We start from the raw sequence: 15394 nt of genomic DNA on the forward strand, positions 1-15394 counted from the left end.
GGCAACAGCGAAACATCCGCCGCCAAGACTCGCGCTAGCGTTTAGCGACACAAAAGGTATATTCCTCTCGAACTATCGCCTAACAACTACTATAAAGCAGGTCCACAACCATGCACAACGCCTTCCGCCCGGCCTGGTGGCTGAACAGTCCGCATTTGCAGACGATCTATCCGGCCTTTTTGCGACGGATTACGCCGCCCGCCGGCATCCGCCGCGAGAGACTGGACACGCCGGACGGCGACTTTCTGGACATCGATTGGATCGACAATGACGACCGGCCGCTGGTGATTCTGCTGCACGGTTTGGCCGGCAGCAGCCGATCCGGTTACATCAAAGGTTTGCAACACAGCTTACTCGCTGCCGACTTTGCCAGCGTGGCGCTGAATTTTCGCGGTTGCAGCGGCGAGATGAACCGCATGGCGCGCTGTTATCACTCCGGCGAAACCGAGGACATCGACTTTTTGTATAAGACCTTGCGCCGGCGTTTTCCGGATCGAGTGATGGTGGCGCTAGGTTTTTCCCTGGGCGGTAACGTGTTATTAAAATGGCTGGGCGAACAAGGTGATAAGCTTGAGTTATCGGCTGCGGTGGCGGTATCGGTGCCGCTGTTGTTAAACGAGTGCGCCGACAAGCTTGATCGTGGTTTCTCGAAACTCTATCGCGACTATTTACTGCGTGAGCTGAAACAGTATATGCGCGTCAAACTCCGGCATTTGCAGCGTATCGGTCAACATGAACAAGCTGACAGGATAATCAAATTGGGCGATCTCTCCGGCATCAAATCATTCTGGCAATACGACGACAAAGTCGTGGCCGGATTGCACGGCTTTAAAGACGCCCACGACTACTACCGGCGCAGCAGTTCCCGGCAGTTTTTAAAGCACATCCGCGTCCCCACCTTGGTCTTACAGGCCAAGGACGATCCGTTCATGACCGAGCGGGTATTGCCGGCTAGCGCCGAACTATCCGATCAAGTACAGCTGGAAGTTTGCGCCGGCGGCGGGCACGTTGGGTTTGTGGGTGGATCGTTGCTTAGGCCCGAGTATTGGGTGGAAGAGCGGATTGGCGAGTTTTTGCGACGACACCTGCCATCCGCAACCGCCGGGCAAAATACCCTTGGCAGAGAAGCCTAAAGCCGACTACGCACCTAAGGTTGCTTTCTTCCCTTATTCCTATGATAGGTCAAGGCTGCGGCGATACAAATAGAGAGACTATCCATATCGACATCTTCAGTTTCTTGAAAAACAATCGCCCGATTACCTTCATATTTGAACTGGTATGGAAACAGCGTCCGAAACGTCTCAACCAAATTCGTGGTGCAGATGAAATACATTGCATATTGGGCCGGCTTGTCTTTCTTCCACGCCATTCTGATCGTACTGCCACATCCGGTTTCGGCGGTAATATAAGCAGGCTCGCCCCACTTTAAAGTTTCCTCAAGTTGTCCGACACCCTCGCTAGCCGCCACAGCAAAGATCGCTTCGCGAAGCACCAGCATTTTCCGGCGAATTTCCGGAGGATACTCGTCGAAAACAGCCTTGACGGTCGTATTTAGAAAAGGCTTCATAGAGGGCAAAGAATCTCGGAATTGTTGAGTTAGATTAGCGCTAAACCAATGCCGTCAACTTAAGCTAAAACTAAAAGCTCTGCAATAATGACTTCCTAGCCGGATACCTGCCAGCGAAGTCGGTTTACCGGTTAATGTATTGCCCCTTTTTCATCCACATCCTTGGTAACGCCATGAAACCAATAAAATTATTGCTGTCTGTGCTGCTAATCCAAGTATCGCTGATAACTTTCGCCGAGCCGCGGATTTCTCCGGAACTAATTTGCGAGCAGGTAAAAGCTATTGAATTTCCAACGCAAGATAGACCCGATGCCAAAACTATTCAGTCGCTCGCCGGCTGCAATTCCGAAGCGCTTTACTACGGGATAGGCCAAACTGCGGATTGGCAAAAAGCCCGTGCATGCGCTTATGAAGAAATGCGGCGTGGCCCCGAGGGCCCGTTCCAAGGCCCGGCGACACTGATGATGATTTACGCCAACGGCAAAGGCGTCACCCGTAATTACGATCTTGCCATTAAGCTGGCTTGTGAGATCGAAGGCGCGCCCGCTGAGATCGAAGGCCGACTTGAGCACCTTCTACAAATGAAACAACAGGGGGCGGAGGCAAAGGATATAGACCTATGTGACGACATTACCAGCAGCATGATGATGAACTTCTGTTCATCGCATCAGGAAAGCATCCAGCAGCAAGAAAGAGCCACGCAACTGGCTAATATGGTCAAATCCTGGAACGAAAATGAGAAAAAAGCCTTGGATGGACTTAAGTACTCTGCCAATCGCTTTTTCAGTACTCGCTCGGAAAAAGAAGTGGATGCCAGCGGAGCCGCCCATGTAGCCATGACGGTGGGCGAAGAGGCTTCGCTGCAAGACGATTTTCTCGCTTCGCTACAGAGCTTCGAAAAAGGCCATACTCCAAACTTTGACGACCAACAGTTCGCGGAAGCCGACGCCAAACTAAATGCCATTTATAAAAAGATTCTTGCCGACAAAAATTTCTCCTGGGGCACTGTCAACCAAAACAGTATCAAGGAAACCCAACGGGAATGGCTCAAGTACCGCGACGCCTGGGTGAAGTTTGGCAGCATAAAATACCCCGCAGTCAGCGCCACCAGTTGGAAAACCTATTTGACGGAAAAACGGATCAAGATGCTGGAAGAGTTTCTAAATTAGTCCAGCCGATATAAGTCATCGAGCTAATCAAGCAGCCCGAGTTCGGAGTAGTTTCTACCGAAACAGTTATATCGACCTATGCTGCCCGCCAACACTAAAACTCATCCCCAACTAAGGGCTCACGCTTGGGTACCTTAGCCAAAATGGTCTGAAAAGCGGCTTTGTCGGCGCGTTCCGCACGGGCTTGCAAGTAGTCTTCGGTGGCGATTGCCGACACTTTTTCAGCAACAGCACTGGCAATAAATTGATTGATCGATACACCTTCCTTGCTCGCCAGCTCTTTGATATGGCGGTGTATGGAGTCCGGCAATCTCAAACTTAATGCACTCATGGTAAACGCTCCAGCAAGGTTTTTGGCGTGATAGCTTCAACGCCGAATTTTTCGATACGAGTAAAATCTTTTAAATTATGGGTAATAATGGTGTTTACTCGGGCGGCAACGGCCAACTCCAAGACCAAATCATCTTTCGGGTCCGGCAAATAAGGTCGCCATAAAAAATACACCTTTTGATGGCGACTGAATCCGCACAGGTTATCCAACACTATATCTATTTCGGCATCGGTCAGTTGCAGCATGGAACAGTTGCGTTTCAGAACATCCTCATACTCGAACAAAAGCGGCGTCGATATGGCTGTTTGTAGCTGCCCGCCTGCTAAAAGCTCCAGCAATTTAAAGGATGCGCCATTGGCGGAATACAAACCGGCAAACAGAACATTGGTATCCATTATAATTTCTTGCATACCATATACGGTATCACCACCATGATAGCTTAAACAAAATTTTTTTTACCCTCTGCACAAATGTAAGCAATCGTTTTAAGCCGCCTAACCAAAAGGAGTTTTATGAGCGCCACCCACTCCCAAGTCCTATTCCTCTGCACCGGCAACTACTACCGCAGCCGGTTTGCCGAGTATTTGTTCAATCATCATGCGCCGGAATACGAACTGCCCTGGCGGGCGTTTTCGCGTGGGCTGGCTATCGAGTTACTGAAAGACGATGCCGGTCCGATTTCACCGCACACGCGGCATGGCTTGGCCTTGCGGGAGATTCCCATCGAGCCCATCCGCGCGCCAATTGCACTGACCGAGCAGGATTTAGCCGCCGCCCGCCACATCATTGCCTTGAAGCAAACCGAGCATCAACCCTTGCTGCATAGCCGTTTCCCGGACTGGGTGGAACGCGTGGAATACTGGCAGGTAGACGATATTGAAGACGCCCACCCCAGCGAGGCCTTGCCGCAGATAGAAGCAGCGGTATTGGCTTTGCTGCGGCGCTTGGGCAATGATTAGCCGCGTTAAGCACCGTCACAGGAACTTGTCAGTTCAATCCCACTCTTTTCGCAAACGGCAATAACACAGCGCGGCGCTGTGTTACTATTTTCTTCCTTTATTTTTTCTGTTTGAATGTAATGGCGCCTAGTAAACCGTTGCAACTGATAGACCGCTTCGGCAGAGTGGTCAACTACCTGCGAGTATCGATTACCGACCGCTGCGATTTTCGCTGCGTGTACTGCATGGCTGAAGACATGGTGTTCCTGCCGCGCAGCCAGATCCTCAGCCTGGAGGAAATCCGCTTTATCTGCGAAACTTTCGTCGAACTGGGCGTGGGCAAAATCAGGATAACCGGCGGCGAACCGCTAGTGCGTAAAGGCGCTCTGGGCTTAATGCAAGACTTGGGGCGCATACCTGGTTTGAATGAACTGGTATTGACCAGCAACGGTTCGCATCTGGCCGAGATGGCCGACGAACTAAAAACGGCCGGCGTGAAACGCGTCAACATCAGCCTGGATACCTTGGACCCGGCCAAATTCAAGGAACTGACCCGTACCGGCGATTTGGCGCAAGTGCTCAAAGGCATTGAGAAGGCTAGAACAACCGGCTTCCAACGCATCAAACTCAACGCGGTGATTCTGAAAAACCGCAATCATCAAGAAGTTTGCGATCTGGTGCAATTTGCCGTCGAGCATGGCATAGACATCAGTTTTATCGAGGAAATGCCGCTGGGCGCGGTAGACAACCATCATCGCGGCGATGCTTTCTATCCCAGCGATTTGATTAGACAGGATTTGCAGCAGCGCTTTACGCTGGAAGCCGTCGCCGACTCGACCGGCGGACCATCGGCTTATTACCGCGTGGCAGGCAGCGATAGCAAAGTCGGTTTTATCTCGCCGCACAGCGCCAATTTCTGCGGTACCTGCAACCGGGTGCGCCTAACCGCCGAAGGCCGTCTGCTGCTGTGTTTGGGTAACGAACATTCGGTCGATCTGAAACAGATTGTCAGAGATCATCCTGGCGATAAGGCCATGTTGAAACAAGCGATTGTCGAAGCGATGCAGATCAAACCCGAAAAACACGAATTCAATATTCACGAACAGCCGGTGATTTTGCGGCACATGAACGCCACCGGCGGCTGAACAACGGAGGACCTCATGTCGGATAACAAAGCCTATCACATCGTCGCCGAAGCCCGGCGTTACAAAGAAGAGCGGGAAAAAGGCTACCGCGAACAAGCGTTGAAGCTGTATCCCTGGATATGCGGGCGCTGCTCGCGGGAGTTCGATCATAAAAATCTGCGTGAACTGACCGTGCATCACGTCAATCACGATCACGACCACAATCCGCCCGACGGCAGCAATTGGGAATTGCTGTGCCTGTACTGCCACGACAACGAACATCAGCGTTATGAAGAACATGTGCGTTACGGCGGCAAGGCCACTTCGGAAGGTAAGGCGCCGGTGGCAACCTTTAACCCTTTCGCCGATCTGAAAAACCTGATGAAAAAAGACTGATGCCGGGCAAATGCGTGTGGGCGCTAGGTAGCGCTAACGAAGAGCATTATCACGATCATGAATGGGGCGTGCCGCTACACGACGAGCGGATGTTGTTCGAGTTTCTGGTGCTGGAAGGCGCGCAGGCCGGTCTCAGTTGGCGAACCATACTCGACAAGCGCGAGGCTTATCGCGCCGCTTTCGATGATTTCGATCCAGTCAAGGTCGCCGCATATGATCACAAAAAACTGGCGTCGTTATTGCAAACTCACGGCATCGTCAAAAACCGACTGAAAATCCAATCCGCAGTCAGCAATGCCCAAGCTTTTTTGCGAGTGCAACAGGAATTCGGCAGTTTCGATCACTACATCTGGCGCTTTGTCGACCGCGAAACGCGGCAAAATCATTGGCTTAACCATAGCCAATTACCGGCTTTCTCCCCGGAGTCGGTGCGCATGAGTAAAGACCTGCAAAAGCGCGGCTTTAAATTCGTCGGCAAAACCATCTGCTATGCTTATATGCAGGCGGTGGGTATGGTCAACGATCACACTGTCGATTGTTTCCGCCACTCGCAACTGACAGCCACCACAACACCATGAGCTCCGAACCGCTAGCCGCCGATTACCGGACTTTAATTGCCAATAGCCAAAGTCTGATAATCGCCAGCTGTTCCGAGTTCGGCATAGCCGAAGTCAGTTATGCGCCGTTCTTAGAATATCAAAACACTTATTACATCTATGTCAGCCAATTGGCCCGGCATACCGGCAATATGCTGCGCCAAGGCCAGGCATCCATCATGTTTATCGAACCCGAGTCCGAAGCAGTCAATCCGTTTGCCAGACGCCGCTTAGTATTCGAATGCGCGGTCGGCGAAATCGATAAACTCCAGGCGGCATATGCCCAGTTGCTAGATAGACTGCAAGACCGGTTCGGCGAAACAGTCGCGGTTTTACGCTCGCTCACAGATTTTCATTTACTGGCGCTAACCCCTTTACGCGGCCAATATGTCGCCGGTTTCGGCAAAGCATTTAGCATCAATGTCGAGAATGGCGTTCCGTTACCCGCAAACCATTAAAGCGACCGCTTCGCTAGCCTCGGCCATGACCAGAGTATGTCTGTTTAATCATGCCGACAGCCTTTAGACTTTTTCTGATCAACAGCGCCTTGGCCCTAGCCTATTTTACCGGAGGCTATTTAGGGCATTTGCTGGCGATGCAGCCCAGCCATGCCAGCCCAATCTGGCCGTCAGCGGGGATCGCCCTGGCCGCTTTGCTTGGCTACGGCCCGAGAATATTGCCGGGTCTGATCATCGGCACCTTAGGCACGCAAATTTACGCTTTTTGGGATCTGGCTACGTCAGACGATTGGTTACCGCCGATTTGGATGGGCAGTGCCGCCAGCCTCGGCGCCATCGCGCAACCCATGCTCGGTGCGGCCCTGATCAACCGCTGGATAGGCAAACATAACCCGCTGATGGAAGATCGGCATGTCGTCTGGTTTTTCTTGTTGGCGATTACCAGTTGCTTGATATCGGCTAGCGTCGGCACCAGTTTTCTGTACATTTTCGATACTATCGATGCCGAAGAAATCGGCCTGAACTGGTGTACCTGGTGGATAGGCGATGCCATAGGCACGGTGATCTTTGCGCCCTTGCTGCTGTTGTTTGTCGGTACACCGCGGCATATCTGGCGGCAACGGCAAAAATTCGTCGCCTATCCTTTATCGATCTCGCTGTTGTTGGTGGTTATCGCCTTTGTCTATAGTCGTAACCTGGAAAACCAGCGTATCAATGGGTTGTTCGAAAACCAGATGAATTTGACCCATACCAACCTCCAGGAACATTTCGGCGACGATATTTTGAATAATCAGTTGCTGAAAGCCTTATTCGACAGTTCGGAAACGGTCAGTCCCAATGAGTTCAGGCTATTCGCGCATACCATTTTCAGTAAGCATCCGGAGCTGGAGGCATTGGAATGGATACCCAGAGTCAATGCCGAAGACCGCAGCGCATTCGAACACCAAACAGAAACAACCATCCGCGAACGCGACCTCAACCAACAATTGATACCGGCCGGGAAGCGAAACGTTTATTTACCCATTGCTTACTCATTTGGAAATCAGCAGAACGTAGGCTTCGATGTCGCCAGCAACCAACAGCTATTAGCGGCGATCCACAAAGCGATTACATCCGGCGAAACGGTGGTTACGGCCGGCATCGCCTGCGAAGACAATCAACCCTGCTTTGCCATTTATTCGCCGGTTTATCTTAAAGGAAAATCACTTAACACCAGCGCCCAGCGCCAGCAGTTTTTTCTGGGATTGGTCGCCAATGTATTTAAGCTAAGCAGCGAAATTCAGGAACTGTCCGCGCGCCTGCAAAGCATACGTTTGTCCGTAGCCATCTATGATCAAGACCTGCTGCTATATCGCAGCGCTCCGGAAGGCGCTGAATCGAAAAAATATTACTTTCCTCCAACTAGACGGCAATCGCTAGCGGTCGCTGACCGGAACTGGACGCTTGAATATAAACCGCTGCCGGAGTTTTATGCGCAACAACATTCCTGGACGGTTTGGTGGCTGCTGTCCGGAAGCTTTTTGCTCTGCGGCCTGACCAGCTTCGGTTTAATGCTGATGAGCGGACGCACCGCCCGCATCGAAGATTTGGTGGCTTTGAAAACCCGCGACTTGTTGCGCAGCAACCAGGCTCTGAATACCGAGATCGAACGCCGCAAACAGCAGGAAAACGAGCTCCGCATTGCCGCAACCACGTTCCAGTCGCACGAGGCTATTATCGTCACCGATGCCGATGGGGCGATCTTGCGCGTCAACAACGCCTTTAACAAAATCACCGGCTACAGCGCAGAGGAAGTGATTGGCCGCCAGCCGGATTTTCTGTCGTCGGCCCATCAAGCTCCCGGATTTATTCAAGCCTTGATCCAGGCCTTGGCCAGGGATAATCAATGGCAGGGCGAAATTTTGAATCGGCGCAAAAACGGCGACGTATTTCCGGAATGGCTCACCGTTACCGGCGTGCGGGACGAGCAGGGCCACCTGCTCAATTATGTAGCGATTTTTTCCGACATCAGCGAACAAAAAGCCGCCGAGCGGGAAATCCATGAACTGGCATTTTACGATCCGCTGACCGGCTTGCCGAACCGGCGTTTGCTGCTGGATAGGTTGAAACAGGAAATCGCCGCCGCCAAACGCCAAAGTTATTATGGTTCGCTGTTTTTTCTGGATTTGGACCATTTCAAAACCCTTAACGATTCGCGCGGCCATCAAGTCGGCGACGAATTGCTGATCCAGGTTGCCCAACGTCTTAAATCGATTATCCGCGACGAAGATACCGCGTGTCGGTTGGGCGGCGACGAATTTATCGTGATGGTGCCGGGCCGCTATTCGCAACTGTCGCAAGCGACCAGTCACGCCGCGATGCTGGCGGAAAAAATCCTGCACACCATCAATCAACCTTTCACGGTACAGGGCAGCGAACATCACTTTTCCACCAGCATAGGCGTAACCGTGTTTCCCGAGGTGGCCGAGCAGCCGGAAGCGGTTATTCAACAAGCGGATACCGCAATGTACCGAGCCAAGGAAAGCGGCCGTAACGGCATCAGTTTTTATCGGCCATCGATGCAGGAAACAGCCGACCGCCGCTTGACGTTGGAAAAAGAGATTCGTCAGGCGCTGAAACAAAAGCAGTTTTTACTGCACTATCAGGCGCAGGTCGATCACCTCGGCAAAGTGGTCAGCGCCGAAGCGCTGATCCGCTGGCAGCATCCGGAAAAAGGCATGGTTTCGCCGGCGGAATTTATCCCGATTGCCGAAGATACCCAGTTGATTTTGCCGATAGGCGAATGGGTTATGCGCGAGGCCTGCCGGCAGATCAAGGTGTGGGACGAACAGAACCTAGCTATACATCATGTGGCGGTTAACGTCAGTTCCCGGCAATTCCGCCAGGCCGATTTTGTCGATCAAGTAAAACGCATTTTGATCGACGCCGAACTGCCCGCCGAGCGTCTGGTCATCGAACTGACCGAAGGCTGCGTCATCAGTGACATAGACGACACCGTGGAAAAAATGCGCGACTTGCAAACCCTAGGCGTGAAAACCTCAATCGACGATTTCGGTATCGGTTACTCCTCGCTGTCTTACCTGAAAAAACTGCCCATCAGCCAATTGAAGATCGATCAGAGTTTCGTCCGGGACATCGCCAGCGACCCCAACGACGCGGTGATTGTGGAGACCATTATCAATATGGCTAAAAACTTAGGTCTACATGTGATTGCAGAAGGCGTGGAAACCCAGGAACAAATGATCTTTTTACGCAATAAAGGCTGTCTATCCTACCAAGGCTATTACACCGGCAGGCCAGTGGCCGCTGCCAAATTTGAGCTGGAAGACAGATTACTTCCCACCGAGTAACCGGTTATTTAAGCTCTGAGAAGATTGTCTGCACCAAAGCCGGAACCCAAGGTTATGCGCGAGGTCTAGTTGGCTCCCGCTTTCGGGAATATAGGTCATAGGATTTACCCTTAAACCATTCACAACACATCGCCCCCCAAGCAAATCCGACAAACATTCTCGTATTGGGGGCGGCTGCGTTAAAATCGTCGCGTTAACCATCCGACTAGGGACTTTGAAGATGAATATGAAAATTTGCCTGTTTGCCATTGCCGCTTTATTGCCGCAGTTTGCCGGTGCCAATGAGAAACCCACTATCCGCATAGGCGCCATGGCGGCCGGCACCTTAAATTGGGAACTGGCGGCTATGCGTAATCAAGGACTGCTGGACAAAGCGGAATTCAACGTAGAAAACATTGCGGTTGCCAATCAACAAGCCGGCAAGGTAGCTCTGCAGGCCGGCTCGGTCGATGTGATCGTCTCCGACTGGATCTGGACCTCCAGCATGCGCAGCACCGGCACAAATTTGAGCTTTTACCCGTTTTCCGACACCTCCGGCGTGCTAATGGTGCCGGCCGATAGCCCAATCAAGTCGCTGGCCGATCTAAAAGGCAAAAAACTGGGTATAGCCGGCGGCGAGCTGGATAAAAACTGGCTACTGTTGCAGGCGTTGGGCCAGCAACAACAAGTGGACCTGAATGCCGGCGTGGAAAAAATCTACGGGGCGCCGCCATTACTGAGCCAGCAACTGTTGGAAAAACGCGTCGATGCCTTGCTGACCTTTTGGCAATTTGCCGCGCATCTGGAAGCGCAAGGTTACCGGGCGCTGTTGACAGGCGAAGAGATCATCCGCCAGCTCGGCATCAGCGAAACCGTACCCAGCATCGGCTATGTGTTCAAACAGGACTGGGCAGATCAACATAAAGCGGCGTTCAAACAATTCCTTAACCTGAGTAAACAGGCCCACGACACGCTGTGCAGCTCCGATACGGAATGGCAGAAAATCCTGCCGCTTACCGACGCAACCAGTCCGAAAGAACAACAAAAACTCAGAGAGCGCTATTGCCAGGGCCGGGTAGAGCAATGGGGCGCCACTCAACAAAGCGCTGCCGCAAAAATCTACACCCTGCTGCACCAACTCAGTAACAACAAGCTGACCGGCCAATCGGCTCAACTACAAGCGGGGACATTCTGGTCGGCCGATTGATGTTGACGGGCACTTTTAAATTTAATCACACCGCCCTTACGCTGCTGTCGCTGTTAATGCTGCTAGGCATCTGGCAGCTAGCGGCTGGCTTGGCAAACAGCCCCACATTACCCTATCCAGCCCGAGTCGCATTGGTGTTCTGGCAGGCCACTCAATCCGGGGAACTGCCTTACCATTTAGGCGTGACTCTGCTGCGATTGGTGGTCAGTTTCTCGATTGCGATGGTATTAGGCTGCGCGATAGGGGTGACGCTGGGTAACAATAAAACCCTGGATGCGTTTTTCGACCACTGGCTGGTGATATTTCTGAATATCCCCGCGCTGGTCACCATCATCCTCTGCTATGTCTGGTTCGGGTTGGCGGAATCGGCGGCAATTCTGGCGGTGGTGATCAATAAACTGCCGAATGTGATCGTCACCATTCGTGAAGGCACGCGGGCGCTAGACAAGGATTTACTGGAAATGGCCGAAAGCTACCGTTTCGACCGCAAAAAGACTTTTTTACATGTGATTTGGCCGCAGTTGCATCCGTTCGTGATGGCCGCCACCCGCTCCGGCCTGGCGCTGATCTGGAAAATCATTTTGGTGGTGGAACTGCTCGGCCGCAGCAACGGCATGGGCTATCAATTGCATCTGTTTTTTCAATTGTTCGATGTCGCCAGCCTGCTGGCTTATACCTTTGCCTTTGTCGCGGTCATCCAACTGATCGAATGGCTGCTGCTGCGGCCCTTGGACCGCAAAGCCTTGCGGTGGCGGCGATGAACGATATTACCATCAGCATCCAGGATAAGACTTATCGCTCGAGGCATGTCGACGACCGCCAACACCAGGCAATTGCCGATTTGCAGCTCGGCGTGGGGCGTAACGAATTCGTCTGCCTACTCGGTCCCTCCGGCTGCGGCAAAACCACATTATTGAATATGATTGCCGGGCTGGATAGCCATTATCAGGGCCAAATCCGCATCGGTAGCCAGGCCGCGACCGCCAAGATCGGCTATGTATTTCAAAATCCGCGGCTACTGCCCTGGTATACCGTCCGCCAAAACATCGAAGTGGTCTTTGCGCAAACGCCGCCAACCGCCTTGATCGATTCATTACTGGCAGACATGCAACTGAGCGATGTGCAGCAGGTTTATCCGGAACGCTTGTCGCTCGGCATGCAGCGGCGGGTAGCGATTATCCGCGCCTTCGCGATCAATCCCGACATCCTGCTGATGGACGAGCCCTTCGTTTCGCTGGATGCGCCCAGCGCTCGGCAGGTAAGAAATCTGTTGTATTCGCTGTGGCAACAGCGGCCGCATACGGTACTGTTCGTCAGTCATGATCTACGCGAAGCGATTGCGCTGGCAGATCGCTTGATTTTCCTCTCGCCGCCGCCGATGCGGATTGTCAGCGATATTCCGGTACATATCCCGCGTGACTTGCGGAATGACGAGACGCAAATCGAGGCGTTTCGCGAGCGTTTGCTGAGCGAGCATCCGGCGATTAACGGGCTGTTGTAAGGTGCGCGTCGTCGTCAAGACTTGTGAAGTCGAGGAAGTCATCAAGAAATCCCGCTTCATCGGCATCATCAGTCCTTGCCAGACCGAACGCGAAGCCTTGCTGTTACTGCGAGATTTGCATCAACGCTACCCGGATGCCAGCCATATCGTATACGCCTACCGCATCCAGTCGCCGGACGGTCTGATTTGCCGCTTTCACGATGCCGGCGAACCCAGCGGCACTGCCGGCAAACCGATCTTTCAGCACTTGGAAGGCAAACAACTAATCAATCTGGTTGTGGCGGTGATTCGTTATTTCGGCGGAGTGAAACTGGGCGCGGGGGGCTTGACCCGCGCTTACGGCAATGTCGCCAAGCAAGTCATAGAAGCCGCAGACATCGTCGAATACATTGAATTTGTCGAGCTGACATTAAATCTGGATTACCACCGGCTACAAGCGCTGGAATATCAACTGAAAAAACTGGACGGCGGCATTATCGCTCAGGATTTTTCCGATTCGGTAAGGCTAACCGTCAAACTTCCCAAAAGTAATCTGCCCGCGCTTAGCGCATTCCTGGATTAAAAACAGCTTATAACAGCGCCAGATGACAGCTTTATTTCACTTTTGTTTCTCTAAAGGAAACAAACAATCCACTATCGCCAGTATTGTAAATAAAAAAATAAGGCTTATAGTGAAGTCGTCTTCATTGGTATCGACTGTATTCAGTCTAGGAGCAAAAATGAACAAATCGAACAATCTGTATAGAGACGTACTCACCGGTCTGTTTTTCACCAGCGGCGTGTTTGGCTTCATGTCTGGCGAGTTCATCATCTCCACCATGCTATTTGGCGCTGCAACCATCGCCAGCAATCTGGATTTTAGCGACTCGTTTCGCGCTTAAGTTTTGTTGTACCTCCCTCGTTGTTAAGCAGTTAATCTGTTTATTTCAAGTCCGTCAGCCGCCTCCGTGGCTGGCGGGCTCTTTTTAAAATCCTCTTGCTTCGCGTATCGTCTCGTAGGCTTTTCTGATTTGCTGAGTCTTTTGCTTGGCCATCTGCATCATTTCCTCCGGTAAACCTTTGGCTACCAACTTGTCCGGATGATGCTGACTCATCAGACGCCGATAGGCTTTTTTAACGTCGGCATCGTCGGCTGTGGCGGCTATGCCCAACACGGCGTAGGCATCCTCTAATTTAGACAAGCCTGCTTTAGCTGTTTGAAACTGTTCGCCGGACTGCTGAAAACGATGTTGCGCCTGTACTTGCCCTTTAATAATTTGATATTCGAAACGCGATACACCCAGTTGCGCACAGATATCCAGTAACAGCTTTTCTTCCTTGGCATCGTAGATGCCGTCGGCAAAAGCCGCCTGAATCTGAATTTCGACGAACATTCGTACCAAATGGGTGCGGCGATGGCATTCCACCCGAAATTGCCGTAGCACGTCCGCTAACGGAAAATCGACCTGCTTGCCTTGCTGAAACAGTTGCACGGCGACTTCGCGCAGCTCGGGGTTGAGCTCCATATTGTCCATCACCCGTTTCGCCAGCCCGATTTCTTCGTTGGAAACCCGACCATCCGCCTTTGCGACGTGACCCATCACCGCGAAGGTGGCGGTGAAAAATGCCATTTGTACGCGTTGCTGGTCGCCGGGATTAAATGACTCGCCTGCCATCCCGTCCATTCCTGCATCGAACTGATGCCCGATCGATGCGCCGAAAATCGCCCCCAGCGGGCCACCCAACATAAATCCAAATGCGCCACCCACCAACTTGCCCAGCCAACTCATGCGTTTCCTATCCTCAACAGGTTTAATGATAAAATTGCAGCCACTTTCCACTGACTTTGCACCCGTATTATGAATGCCCCCGCCGCACTTTACGAATCTTCCCTGCCGCATTTGAAATTGCTCGGCCGCGGCAAAGTCCGCGACATGTACGAAATCGACGACAAACATTTGCTGATCGTCACCTCCGACCGGATGTCGGCTTTCGACGTGATCATGCCCGATCCTATCCCCGGTAAAGGCCGCGTATTGACCCGGGTAAGTAATTTTTGGTTCGAAAAGATGCGGGATATTATTCCCAACCATTTGAGTGACGACTTGACGCTGGCGGATGTCATTCCAGACCCTGATTTAAGGGCACAAGTCGAAGGCCGGGCCATCATCGTCAAACGTTTGAAACCGCTGCCAGTGGAAGCCATCGTGCGCGGCTATCTGATTGGCTCGGGCTGGAAAGATTACCAACGTTGCGGAGCAGTGTGCGGCATCGAACTACCGGCCGGCTTACAACAAGCACAGCAATTGCCGCAACCCATTTACACACCGTCCAGCAAGGCCGAAATGGGCACCCACGACGAGAACATCAGCTTCGCCGATACGGTGGCGTTAATGGGCGAAGAACTGGCCGGTAAAGTCCGCGACGCCAGCTTGCGACTTTACACCACGGCGGCGGAGTACGCCCATGAGCGTGGGATTATTATTGCCGATACCAAATTCGAGTTTGGCCTGGACGAAGACGGCACACTGTATTTGATCGACGAAGCGCTAACCCCCGATTCCTCTCGCTTTTGGCCTGTTGAACACTATCAGGTCGGCATCAGCCCGCCAAGCTTCGACAAACAATATCTGCGCGATTATCTGGAAACGTTGGACTGGAATAAAACCGCGCCCGGTCCGAAATTGCCGGAAGAAGTCAGTAGAAAATGCGCGGAGAAGTACCGGGAAGCGGAACTGAAACTGATTGGAAATTGAACCGATAATCCAGGCCACCATCCCGCCTTAGATTGGCTGTCGC

18 protein-coding genes are annotated in these 15394 nt (G+C 52.3%); 14 read left to right on the forward strand and 4 right to left on the reverse strand.

All coding sequences use genetic code 11. From position 1 onward, the window contains the following. The first annotated feature begins 110 nt into the window (after positions 1-110). On the forward strand, positions 111-1133 hold the full coding sequence (locus A1332_RS16145) for a hydrolase (protein WP_064009468.1): 1023 nt from the start codon (positions 111-113) through the stop codon (positions 1131-1133). A 14-nt stretch (positions 1134-1147) separates the two neighbouring features. On the opposite strand, the gene A1332_RS16150 is transcribed toward A1332_RS16145, so the two are convergent. Then, on the reverse strand, positions 1148-1567 hold the full coding sequence (locus A1332_RS16150) for a DUF1801 domain-containing protein (RefSeq protein WP_064009469.1): 420 nt from the start codon (positions 1565-1567) through the stop codon (positions 1148-1150). Positions 1568-1740: 173 nt separating this feature from the next. On the opposite strand from A1332_RS16150, the gene A1332_RS16155 reads away from it, so the two are divergent. Then, positions 1741-2736, forward strand: a complete 996-nt coding sequence (locus A1332_RS16155) for a lysozyme inhibitor LprI family protein (RefSeq protein ID WP_064009514.1) — start codon at positions 1741-1743, stop codon at positions 2734-2736. 94 nt (positions 2737-2830) lie between these two features. On the opposite strand, the gene A1332_RS16160 is transcribed toward A1332_RS16155, so the two are convergent. Both A1332_RS16160 and A1332_RS16165 read right to left on the reverse strand, forming a co-directional pair. Next, positions 2831-3067 carry a toxin-antitoxin system HicB family antitoxin gene (locus A1332_RS16160; RefSeq protein WP_026603172.1) on the reverse strand — a complete coding sequence of 79 codons (237 nt, stop codon included), beginning with the start codon at positions 3065-3067 and terminating at the stop codon, positions 2831-2833. Continuing rightward, a complete protein-coding gene (locus A1332_RS16165; RefSeq protein WP_231890326.1) occupies positions 3064-3462 on the reverse strand; it encodes a putative toxin-antitoxin system toxin component, PIN family in 399 nt (132 codons plus the stop codon). The genes A1332_RS16160 and A1332_RS16165 overlap by 4 nt, the downstream gene beginning before the upstream one ends. A 117-nt stretch (positions 3463-3579) precedes the next feature. Between A1332_RS16165 and A1332_RS16170 the strand changes: the two genes are divergently transcribed. From A1332_RS16170 to A1332_RS25705, 11 genes are all read left to right on the forward strand, one after another. Continuing rightward, a complete protein-coding gene (locus tag A1332_RS16170; protein ID WP_064009471.1) occupies positions 3580-4026 on the forward strand; it encodes a low molecular weight phosphatase family protein in 447 nt (148 codons plus the stop codon). Positions 4027-4145: 119 nt separating this feature from the next. Further along, a complete protein-coding gene (moaA, locus tag A1332_RS16175; protein ID WP_064009515.1) occupies positions 4146-5150 on the forward strand; it encodes a GTP 3',8-cyclase MoaA in 1005 nt (334 codons plus the stop codon). 15 nt (positions 5151-5165) lie between these two features. Continuing rightward, complete coding sequence (locus tag A1332_RS16180; RefSeq protein WP_064009472.1) at positions 5166-5525, forward strand: YajD family HNH nuclease; 360 nt, start codon at positions 5166-5168, stop codon at positions 5523-5525. Continuing rightward, positions 5525-6103 carry a DNA-3-methyladenine glycosylase I gene (locus A1332_RS16185; protein WP_064009473.1) on the forward strand — a complete coding sequence of 193 codons (579 nt, stop codon included), beginning with the start codon at positions 5525-5527 and terminating at the stop codon, positions 6101-6103. Before A1332_RS16180 ends, A1332_RS16185 begins: the two co-directional genes overlap by 1 nt. Continuing rightward, positions 6100-6579 (forward strand): HugZ family protein, encoded by a 480-nt coding sequence (locus tag A1332_RS16190; RefSeq protein WP_064009474.1) that lies wholly within the window; start codon positions 6100-6102, stop codon positions 6577-6579. Before A1332_RS16185 ends, A1332_RS16190 begins: the two co-directional genes overlap by 4 nt. 50 nt (positions 6580-6629) lie before the next feature. Beyond that, positions 6630-9929: an EAL domain-containing protein gene (locus A1332_RS16195; RefSeq protein ID WP_064009475.1), complete on the forward strand. Its 3300-nt coding sequence runs from the start codon at positions 6630-6632 to the stop codon at positions 9927-9929. 226 nt (positions 9930-10155) lie between these two features. Beyond that, positions 10156-11115 carry an ABC transporter substrate-binding protein gene (locus A1332_RS16200; protein ID WP_064009476.1) on the forward strand — a complete coding sequence of 320 codons (960 nt, stop codon included), beginning with the start codon at positions 10156-10158 and terminating at the stop codon, positions 11113-11115. Continuing rightward, on the forward strand, positions 11115-11876 hold the full coding sequence (locus A1332_RS16205) for an ABC transporter permease (protein WP_064009477.1): 762 nt from the start codon (positions 11115-11117) through the stop codon (positions 11874-11876). Before A1332_RS16200 ends, A1332_RS16205 begins: the two co-directional genes overlap by 1 nt. After that, complete coding sequence (locus A1332_RS16210) at positions 11873-12616, forward strand: ABC transporter ATP-binding protein (RefSeq protein WP_064009478.1); 744 nt, start codon at positions 11873-11875, stop codon at positions 12614-12616. Before A1332_RS16205 ends, A1332_RS16210 begins: the two co-directional genes overlap by 4 nt. Position 12617: 1 nt before the next feature. After that, complete coding sequence (locus A1332_RS16215; RefSeq protein WP_064009479.1) at positions 12618-13178, forward strand: YigZ family protein; 561 nt, start codon at positions 12618-12620, stop codon at positions 13176-13178. Between the two features lie 157 nt (positions 13179-13335). Then, positions 13336-13497 (forward strand): hypothetical protein, encoded by a 162-nt coding sequence (locus tag A1332_RS25705; protein ID WP_197491483.1) that lies wholly within the window; start codon positions 13336-13338, stop codon positions 13495-13497. Between the two features lie 84 nt (positions 13498-13581). On the opposite strand, the gene djlA is transcribed toward A1332_RS25705, so the two are convergent. Continuing rightward, positions 13582-14385 carry a co-chaperone DjlA gene (djlA, locus tag A1332_RS16220; protein ID WP_064009480.1) on the reverse strand — a complete coding sequence of 268 codons (804 nt, stop codon included), beginning with the start codon at positions 14383-14385 and terminating at the stop codon, positions 13582-13584. A 69-nt stretch (positions 14386-14454) separates the two neighbouring features. Between djlA and A1332_RS16225 the strand changes: the two genes are divergently transcribed. After that, a complete protein-coding gene (locus A1332_RS16225; protein ID WP_064009481.1) occupies positions 14455-15351 on the forward strand; it encodes a phosphoribosylaminoimidazolesuccinocarboxamide synthase in 897 nt (298 codons plus the stop codon). The last annotated feature ends 43 nt before the right edge of the window (positions 15352-15394 follow it).

The sequence above is a fragment of the Methylomonas methanica genome, from assembly GCF_001644035.1.
GTDB lineage: Bacteria > Pseudomonadota > Gammaproteobacteria > Methylococcales > Methylomonadaceae > Methylomonas > Methylomonas methanica_A.